6 protein-coding genes and 1 pseudogene are annotated in these 9,117 nt (G+C 77.0%); 4 read left to right on the top strand and 3 right to left on the bottom strand.

The genetic code is table 11. The annotated features are described in order from the left end of the window. The 3 genes from EBO15_RS41725 to EBO15_RS41715 form a co-directional block, all read right to left on the bottom strand. On the bottom strand, window positions 1–532 hold a 532-nt coding region (locus tag EBO15_RS41725; RefSeq protein ID WP_147481897.1), incomplete at its 3' end, for an AMP-binding protein. A 68-nt stretch (window positions 533–600) separates the two neighbouring features. After that, complete coding sequence (locus EBO15_RS41720; protein ID WP_122199969.1) at window positions 601–2,133, bottom strand: class I adenylate-forming enzyme family protein; 1,533 nt, start codon at window positions 2,131–2,133, stop codon at window positions 601–603. Window positions 2,134–2,199: 66 nt separating this feature from the next. Beyond that, entirely contained in the window at window positions 2,200–5,004 is a 2,805-nt protein-coding gene (locus tag EBO15_RS41715) for a LuxR C-terminal-related transcriptional regulator (protein ID WP_122199968.1), read from the bottom strand. 320 nt (window positions 5,005–5,324) lie between these two features. Here EBO15_RS41715 and EBO15_RS41710 point away from each other — a divergent pair, with 320 nt between their 5' ends. From EBO15_RS41710 to EBO15_RS41695, 4 genes and pseudogenes are all read left to right on the top strand, one after another. After that, window positions 5,325–6,545 carry a hypothetical protein gene (locus tag EBO15_RS41710; RefSeq protein WP_122199967.1) on the top strand — a complete coding sequence of 407 codons (1,221 nt, stop codon included), beginning with the start codon at window positions 5,325–5,327 and terminating at the stop codon, window positions 6,543–6,545. Then, complete coding sequence (locus EBO15_RS41705; protein ID WP_199745158.1) at window positions 6,542–7,084, top strand: hypothetical protein; 543 nt, start codon at window positions 6,542–6,544, stop codon at window positions 7,082–7,084. Before EBO15_RS41710 ends, EBO15_RS41705 begins: the two co-directional genes overlap by 4 nt. Then, a complete protein-coding gene (locus EBO15_RS41700) occupies window positions 7,077–7,817 on the top strand; it encodes a DprA-like winged helix domain-containing protein (RefSeq protein WP_158628502.1) in 741 nt (246 codons plus the stop codon). Before EBO15_RS41705 ends, EBO15_RS41700 begins: the two co-directional genes overlap by 8 nt. Next, a pseudogene (locus EBO15_RS41695) lies at window positions 7,814–9,117 on the top strand (chromosome partitioning protein ParA); the annotation flags it as partial. The gene EBO15_RS41700 and the pseudogene EBO15_RS41695, both read left to right, overlap by 4 nt.

The following is a 9,117-nucleotide window of genomic DNA, read 5'->3' as shown; positions in this document are numbered from 1 at the left end:
CTCCCCACACGGCCGCCTGCTCCCCCCACCGCGCGGCCGTGCCGCCCGGCGCGCCCGCCCCGACGAGGCGGGCGAACGACGTCGCCCCGGGGTACTCCCCGAAGGCGAACGCCTGCCGGACGTACGACCGTTCGGTGGCGGCGAGGGCCGCGCCCGCGACCTCGCCGCCGGTCACCAGGAACCGGGCCCCGCACTCGGTCATCATGCGGGCCAGTTCGCCCACCGTCGCGTCCAGCGGGAGCGGCGCGGGGACCGCGCCCGCCGCGCACAGCGCGTGGACCGCGAGGGTGAGCTCCCCCACGCCCGAGAGCTGGACGGCGGCGACGTCGCCGGAACGCACTCCGTGCCGGTGCAGCCCCGCGGCGGCGGCCGGGACCAGCGCCGCGAAGGCGCCGAAACCGATCCGCCGTCCGGGGTCCACCAGCGCGGCGCGCCCGCCGAACCGGGCCGCGTGCTCGCGGGCGGAGGCCAGCACGGCGCGGGTCACGGTGGGCTCGGCCACCGTTCCCGGGCCAGCTTCTCCGTCAGGCATGGGCCGACCGTACGGACCCGGGCCGGGCGGCCACATCCGCAGAACTGTGTAGGTGGGTGTGTAGCTCATCAGGACAGCCCCGCACGCTGCAGCAACGCCCTGCGGCGGACGCGGCCCGACGGGGACCGCGGGATCATGTCGACGACGTGCAGGGCGACCACCCTCCGGTAGGACGGCACGTGGCCGTTGACGTAGGCGAGCAGTTCCTCACGGGACACCGGGCGCGTCGCGACGACGAACGCGTGCGGCGCGAGCCCGACCGTCAGGTCCGGGACGGGCACGATGACCGCGTCGGCCACGGCGGGGTGCGCGGCGAGGACGGTGTCGGGCTCGGCGGGCGGGTCGGGGCGCCGCGCGCCGAGCCGGCCGAGGATGTAGACGCGGCCGTGCTCGTCGGCGAACGCCTGGTCGCCCGTGGTGAGCCAGCGCACCGGGACCGCGGCCGCCGACGTCATCGGCAGCCGCAGGCACAGTTCGCCCGGCTGGTAGGCGGGCTGGTCGGTGCCGGTGGTCGGGTCGACGACCCGCCAGGCGACGCCGAGCAGGCCGCGACCGACCGAGTCGAGCGTGCCCTCCTCCACCCCACGCGGATTGAGGTGGGTGATCCCGGCGGCCTCGGCCGTCCCGTACGCCTGGCGGACGGGGCAGCCGAGCCGGTTGGCGCAGGCGCGCGCGGCCTCGGCGGACAGGGGTCCGCCGGCGCTGACGACGGCGCGCAGCGAGCGCAGGTTGTACCGCGGGACGGACCGGTCGTAGGCGAGCACCTCGACCAGCCTCGGGGGCGCGAGCAGGACGGTGACGCGATGGTCCTGGATCGCGCGGAGCAGTTCGTGGCGTCCGGCGCCGGCGAGGGTGACGACCGTCGCGCCGAGCCGCAGTCCGGGGTTGAGCAGGCCGTTCAGGGCGATGGGGTCGGCGAGGGGCAGCGCCGACAGGACGGTGTCGGACGGTCCGACCAGCCCGGCGTCGGCGACCCGGGTGATCCCGGCGACGACCTCGGCGTGGGTGAGCCGGACGGCGCGGGCCGGGGCGCCGTCGCCGCGGGTGCAGGCGACGAGCGCGGCGTCCCGGGCGGGGTCGAGGAGGACGTCCGGGGCGGCGGCGCCGGTGTGCAGGGCGGCGACGGGCTCGACGTCGGGCTCGTCGCCGAAGCAGAACAGCCGCCGGACGGGACGGGCCTGGACCGCGGCCTTGGCGATGTCGAGCAGTACCGGCCAGGTGATGACGACGCCCGCGTCGGCCTGGGCGAGCAGGGTGGCGAACTCGGCGGCGGACGTCGTCGGCCGCACCGGCATCGGGGTCGCGCCCGCCGCCGTGACGGCGTGGAGGGCGACGACGAACTCGGGGCTGTCGGGCAGGTGCAGCGCCACGACCGTGCCGGGGCCGATGCCCTCGCGGGCGAGCCCGGCCGCGAGGGACCCGACGGCGGCGGCGAGGTCGGCGTGGCTCATCGCCCGGTCGCCCATCGCGTCCACGACGGCCAGGCGGCCGCCGGCGCGCTCCTCGGCCAGGGGGTCCTCGGTGGGCGTCATGCCGAACACCGCCCGGGACACCGTGACCGCCGGGTGCCCGGCGGCCGCGTCCACACGCATGCAGATCATGGGAAGGACGCTACGTGCGGCACCGCCGCCACCACATGCGCACGATTGTGCACGTACGTATGTAACTCAGCGGAGCTGTGGCTGGTCGGCGAGCTTGTGGTCCACGGCCCAGACGGCGATCTGGGCGCGGGAGTTGAAGCCGAGCTTGGTGAGGATGTTGGCGACGTGCCGCGCGGCCGTCGCCGGGCTGATGACCAGTTCCCGCGCGATGCCCTTGTTGCTGAGGCCGCGCGCGATGAGCAGCGCGATCTCCCGTTCGCGGGCGGTGAGCGTGCTCGGCGGCGTCACGGGCGCGGTCGGCACCGTGGGCGTGGTGGACGCCGTGGGCGGGGTGGGCGAGGTAGGCGCGGTCGGGAGGGTGTAGGGCCCGGTGTCGGAGCGCGTTTCCTCAAGGGTGGTGAGGGGGGTGTCGTTCGCGGTGGGCTGCGGGGTGGCGGCGGCCTGGGTGGACGGCTCGGGTCCTGCGGCGGCGGCCTCGTCGTCGGTGCCGAGGGCGAGGGCTATGGCCTCGTCGGGGCCGAGGGAGTGGCCCTCGCCGAACCACTGTGCGACGACGGGCTCGCCCATGGCGCGGCGGATCGGCTCCAGCATGCGCTCGACGCGGGCTCCGTGCCCGGGCGTCCGGGTCACCGGCGAGCCGGACGCGCCGGACGGGTGGGCCGGGCCGTCCGGGTGCGGGGTGTGGCGGCGGGCGGCGTCCTCGCGCAGTCCGGCGGCGGCGCCCGTGAGCATCACCGCGCCGCGCCGGTCGCCCTCGATCGCGAGGAGCTCGGCGAACGCCTCCAGGCCGCGCGCGATCTCGGGCCGGACGCCGGACGAGCGGCACAGGCTCAGCGACCGGCCGAGGGAGCCGCGCGCGGCGGACAGGTCCCCGGCGGCGAGCGCGACGCGTCCGATCCCGGCGAGGGCGCGGGCCAGCTCGGGCCGCGCGTCGATCTCGACGAGCGGGGGCAGGGCCTCGGTGAACAGGGCGCGCGCGCCCGCGGCGTCGCCGCGCAGCTCGGCGATGCGCCCGAGGCCGATCAGGGCGTGCGCGGCGCCCCACAGCTGCCCGATGTCGCGCATCACGGCCAGTCCCGACTCGTACACCTGGGCGGCCTCGCGCGCGCGCCCGGAGCGGGCGAGCATGTAGCCGCGCGCGATCATGGAGTAGCCCCGGTTCCACTCCTGGCCGGGGGACTCGGTGAGGCCGTCCGCCTCGTCCAGGCGGTCGGCGGCCTCCGTGTAGCGGCCCGCGCGGGTGTGCGCCTCGGCGAGGGTGATCAGGGACGCGGCGCCCATGAAGCCGTCCCCCGCGCTGCGGCACGGGTCGAGGGCCCGTTCGGCGAATCCGGCGGCGCGCGGGAAGTCGCGGGCGCTGAGCGCGAGCTGCGCGCGGCCCGCGAGCGCGGGGCCGAGGACGATCGCGGGCAGGCCGCGGCTGCGGGCGAGGAACCGGTCGGTCCACTGCGCCCACTCGGGGACGCGTCCGCGCGCGATCCAGTAGGACCGCAGGGCGGTGCAGATGCGCAGGCCGCCCTCGACGTCCTCGCGTTCCAGCGCCCAGGCCAGCGCGGCGCGGATGTTGCCCAGCTCGACGTCGCAGCGGTGGAACAGGGCGACGCGGTCCTGCCATTCGCCGGACGCCTCGGCGAGCGCGAGCTCCCCGTCCCGTTCGGCGGCCTCCAGGACGCTGTCGCGGTGCCGGTCGCGGACCATCTCCTCCTCGCCCGCCTCGGCGAGCCGCTCGGCGGCGTACTGCCGGATGCTGTCCAGGAGCCGGAACCGGGTCTCGCCCGCGACCTCCTCCTCGCCCACCACCAGGGACTTGTCGACGAGCGCGGTGAGCACGTCCAGGACGCCCCGGGGAGGCAGGCCGCCCGCGGGGGGCTCGGGCCCCTCGTCCAGGCCGGGTAGATCCGGCAGGTCGGGGAGGTCCGGGAGGTCGGGGAGGTCGGGGAGGTCGGGCAGTTCGGCGAGGTCCTCGGCGAGGTCGGCGGCGAGCCCGGCCGGGTCGGCGCAGACGCTCTCGGCCTCGCCGAGCGTCCAGCCGGTGAACACCGACAGGCGGCGCAGGAGGGTGCGCTCGCGGGCGTCCAGCAGCTCGTGCGACCAGTCGATCGCGGCGCGGAGCGTCCGCTGCCGGTGCGGGGCGGTGCGGGAGTTCGCGCCGAGCAGCCGGAACCGGTCGGTGAGCCGCCCGGCGATCTGCTCGACCGTCAGCACCCGCAGCCGGGCGGCGGCCAGTTCCAGCGCGAGCGGGACGCCGTCCAGGGCCCGCCCGACCTCGGAGACCGCGGCGGTGTTCTCGGGCGTGACGGCGAACTCGGGCCGGACGGCGCGGGCCCGCTCGGCGAACAGCCGGACGGCCTCGCCCGGGTCGAGCGGCGGGACGCGCCAGACCGTCTCGCCCTCGGTGCGCAGCGGTTCGCGGCTGGTGGAGACCAGCCGCAGCCGGGGGCAGCGCGGCAGCAGCGCCCCGGCGAGCTCGGCGCACTCGGCGACGACGTGCTCGCAGTTGTCCAGGACGATCAGGACGGCCCGGTCGCCGATCGCGTCGGCGAGGGTGACGGTGAGCGGCCGTCCCTCCTCCTCGGACGCGCCGAGCACGGCCGCGACCCGGCGGGCGACGACGTCGGCGGGGCCGCGGGGCGCGATGTCGGCGAGCTCGACGAACCAGACGCCGCCCGGGTGCGCGGCGACGACGCCGTGCGCGACGTGCACGGCGAGCCGGGTCTTGCCGATGCCGCCCGCGCCACAGAGCGTCACGGCGCGGGTCGTCTCCAGCAGCCCGCGCAGGTCGGAGACGTCCCGCTCGCGGCCCACGAACGCGTTGGGCTCGGCGGGCAGGTTCGTCCCGGCCGACGGGGCGGGGGGATTCGGCGGTGTCATGCCCAGCGGCCTCCACAACCTGCGGCGATGCCGGATCGGGGGTGCCCTCGGCGGGTGAGGCGCCTGATCCCGATGTCCCGCGGCGGCCGTCCCGATGTCCCGGGGCGGCCGTCCCGGGTCGTCCTTCGCGAGTGTTTCACCTCACACCGGGGCGCGTCCCGTGTTCGGTACGGAGAACTGTCCCCGTCCGACGCGCCCCACGGACCGTGACCGTCCGCGTGCGCGGCGCGTCCGCTCCCGGGGAGGACGAGAGCGGGCGAAACACGCCCGGAGCGCTCCGATTCCACCCTCGGGGCCCGCTGGCCTTACCGTAGGTCGCCGTGTCCCACCCCTCCGAACCCGCCTCCGGCGGCCCGCCGACCTTGGACGACGCGCTCGTCGGCGAGGCCGTGCTCGGCGTCTACCGGCAGATGTTCGCCGCGCTCGCCCGCGACAGCGGCGCGGTCGTGGACGACCCGGAACTCGTGGACGTCGCCGAGACCCTGCTCGCCGCGTTCGCCGACGCCGGCGAGGACGGGCTGAGCCGCGAGCAGATGCGGTACGTGTGCCGCCGCTACCCGGCGGAGGTGTTCGAGAACCGGCTGCGGGTGCTGCGCGGGCTCGGCGCCGTCCGCGAGGTGTTCCCGAAGCCGAACCAGCTGCGGTACCGGGCGTCGTTCACCTCGGTCGTCGGGCTCATGTTCGTGCGGCGGATGATGCTGGACGGCGGCCAGTCCGAGATGCACCGGCTGCTGGCGCTGGAGCAGCTGAACGTCGCCGACCCCCGGATGACGCCGGAGCAGGCGCGGGACGGCGCGGCGGGCCTGGCCCGCGCGTTCCGGCTGTGGAGCGTGGAGCTGCTGACCCTCACCAACGGGACGATCGAGGAGCTGCGCGAGCAGGCCCCGAAGCTGTGGGGCACCGAGGAGATCCTGCGGCGCGCCGAGCGGCTGCACGGCGCGATCCTGCGCCGCTGGCCGCAGCTCGACCGGGCCTGCACCGACCTGCGCACCGCGATCTACGCCTACGGTGACGCGTCCCGGCGGGCCGCCGCGCGGCTGTCGGACTCGGCGGGCACCACCCGGAACCTGACGCTGCTGCCGCCGGAGACGTGGCGCACGTTCGCGCGCACGGCGTCCCGGGACGACCTGGCGGCCGTCCTCGAGGGGTTCGTGTTCGACGCGCCCGCGCCGTGGCACGAGCCGTCGGCGGTCGTGCAGGCGGTGGAGGACGGTCCGCGCGCGACGCCGCCGCGTCCCGCGCCGCCGCGTCCGTCGGTGCCGGACCCCGGCCTGTCGGACGACACCGGCGGCGACGCGACGGCCGCCGAGCGGCTGCGGGCCGTGGCCGAGCAGGCGCTGCGGGGCCGCGACCGGGTCGCCGTCCAGGACGTCCTGGCGCAGGACTGGGTGACGGCGCGGCGGCTGCTGGCGGACCTGTCGTCCGCGCACCTGCATCCCGAGCTGCCCTACCGGCTCGTCTGGGCGGACGGCCTGGACGTCCGGCCGGAGGGGGCGCCGACGTGGATCTCCCCAGGCGTTTTCGAGAGGACCGACGCGTGACCGAGCCTTCTGTTGATCCGGGAGTGCTCGCTCGCGCGCGTGCGCGCGCACTGGGGGCACCGGCGCAGCCGGTTTCGGAGCCGGTTCCGGCGGGGCTGACCACGGCGTCCGACGGCGAGCGGCTGTGGCTGCTGCCCGCCTGGCCGGACGGCGCGACCCCGGCGCTGCTGGAGGAGTACGACACCGCCCCGATGCCGATGGACCGTTCGGGGCAGGCGCGGCGCGTCCTGGCGGCGGCGCTGCGCTGCTGCTGGACGCGGCTCGACGACGCCCCGTGGCCGGGCGAGGCCGTGCCGGTCCCGGCCGTCCTGGAGGTGTACGGGGGGATGTCGCGCGGGGACGCCGAGCTGGCGCGGCGCTGGGCGACCGGTGAGCTGCGGCGGCTGTCGGACACCGGCTGGCTGCTCCTGGACGAGTCCGCCGGGGTCGTCCGGCCCGGGCCGCGCGTGGCGCTGTGGCACGACGACGCCCTCGGCCCGCTGCGCGACCTGCTGCGCCGCCTGCCCGAGCCGCCGCAGGGGGTGCTCGCGGGTGAGTGAGCCGTTCGAGCCGCTGCTGCGGTCCTTCGACGAGCGGCGCCGGTCGGAGCTGGTGGCCGCGTACATGGCGGTCGAGCACGCCGCCGAGCCGGTGCCGGAGGCGCGGCTCGGCGCGCTGCGCGAGCCCGCGTCCCGCCGGACGCTCGAGGCGATGCTGAACCTGTCCGGCCGCACGCTGATCCGGGCCGGGCGGTCGGAGTGGACGTCCGGCTACCAGGACGAGGTCGCCGAGGAGCTCGCGCGCGATCCCGCGTGCTCGCCGCCCGCCGGGGACCGGGCCGTCCTGACGCTGGTGCTGATCCACTCGGTGGCGATCCCGCGCGCGGCGGGTCGGCTGCCGGACGACACGTGGCTGTCGCCGCACCCGACCCCGCTGGAGGAGCTGCGGCGGCGCTCGCAGCTGACGATCACCGAGCTGGAGGCGGCGCTGCGGCGGCTGCGGCTGGCCGGGCTGGTCGCGCAGGTCCGCGCCGACGGCCGGAGCGACGGCGGGGACGCGGGCGGGTTCGTGCCGGGCCCGCAGTTCCACCGGCTGACGCCCGCCGCGCGCCGCCGCCTCCAGGAGGAGCTGATCCTCGCCGCGGGGCCGGACTCGCCGCTCGCCGCGACGATCCGGGCCCGCCGCCGCAGCCGGGAACGCGTCCGCCAGGAAGCGGGCCGCCAGGAAGCGGGCCGGCAGGAGACAAGAACGCAAGCCGTGCGGGAAGCCGCCGTCCAGGGGGAGAACTCGTGACCGCCGTCCTCGATCCGCTGGTGCCGGGCCTGGCCCGGGCCGGAGCCGACGCCGAGAACGTCGTGGGAGGCCGCACGCTGGTCGCCGTCCAGGCGGTGAACATCTCGCGGTTGTCGACGCATCCGGTGCCGACGGTTCCGGGGACGCTCATCGTCGTCGCCGGGCAGGGCCCGAAGGACTCCAACGGCGCGGGCAAGTCGTCGTTCATCGCGTCGATCACGGCGCTGCTCGGGGACGAGCAGTGGCGGTTCGCGTCGGGCGCGCGGGCGGTCTCGGAGCTGCTGTTCAACGCCGAGCTGGCCGCGCAGGGCGACCAGCAGTGGGCGTCGGCCGACCACGGCTACATCGTCGGGGTGTTCGACCACGCCGACGGGGACGGCTCGGACGCGCTGACCGTGTGGCTGCGGGTGAACGCGGACGCGCCGCACCTGGAGCTGCGCTGGCGGCACGGCGTCCACCTGGCGTCGGCGGCGTCGGAGGCCGAGCGGGTGACGATGGCGGACGCGCTGTGGGCGTCGCTGCCGCGCAGCGCGGGCCGCCGCGACTTCGTCGCCAAGGACCTGTCGCGCGTCCTGTACGGCGGGCAGGTGCGGTGCGTGTCGTTCCTGTCGACGTCGGTGCGGTCGAAGGTCGCGACGAACCTGCTGTCGCAGCCGCTGAACGAGATCAGCCCGGAGCGGATCTTCTCGGCGATCGCGGCGCTGACCGGCCTGGACCGGGAGCTGGAGGCCGAGCGGGTCTCGCGCGCCGAGGAGCACCGGGAGCGGGCGAAGGCCGCCGAGGCGACGTCGCGGCTGGCCGAGTGGGAGCGTGAGGCGGCGTCGCTGCTGAGGACGTTCGACCGGCGCGACCGGGCGCGCGCGGAGGTCGCGGCGTCGCTGCGGAACTGGCGGACGCGGCAGGCCCGCCTGCTGGTGGACGCGGCGGACACGGACACGTCGCTGGCGTCCCAGGTGGGCGCGCTGGAGGACGAGTCCGAGACCGTCCGGCAGGCGGCGCGGGCGGCGGAGAAGGAGGCCGAGCAGCTCACCGGCGGCGCGCTGGACGCGCAGGTCGCCGAGGCGCAGGCGGCCCTCGCGGAGCTGAAGGGCCGCGCCGACCGGCTCGGCGCGGACAAGGCCGTCGCGCGCAACCGGATGGAGGAGCTGCGGCGCCGGGTGTCGGCGCTGGACGAGCGGCGGCGCGAGGCGGACGGCCGGGACGAGGACACGGCGCGGCGCGAGCTGGCCGGGGCCGAGGCGCGCCGGGACGAGGCGCAGCAGGAGTTCGGCATGGCGCGCGGCGCGGTCGCGCGGGCCGA

Source organism: Actinomadura harenae (assembly GCF_003696215.1).
Taxonomy (GTDB): domain Bacteria; phylum Actinomycetota; class Actinomycetes; order Streptosporangiales; family Streptosporangiaceae; genus Spirillospora; species Spirillospora harenae.
Note: the sequence above shows the minus strand (reverse complement) of the source record. Positions and strands in the feature narration are given on the sequence as shown.

Coding starts and splice junctions, on each gene's coding strand:
- EBO15_RS41720 (WP_122199969.1), bottom strand. CDS start 2,133: ATGATCTGCATGCGTGTGGACGCGGCCGCCGGGCACCCGGCGGTCACG.
- EBO15_RS41715 (WP_122199968.1), bottom strand. CDS start 5,004: ATGACACCGCCGAATCCCCCCGCCCCGTCGGCCGGGACGAACCTGCCC.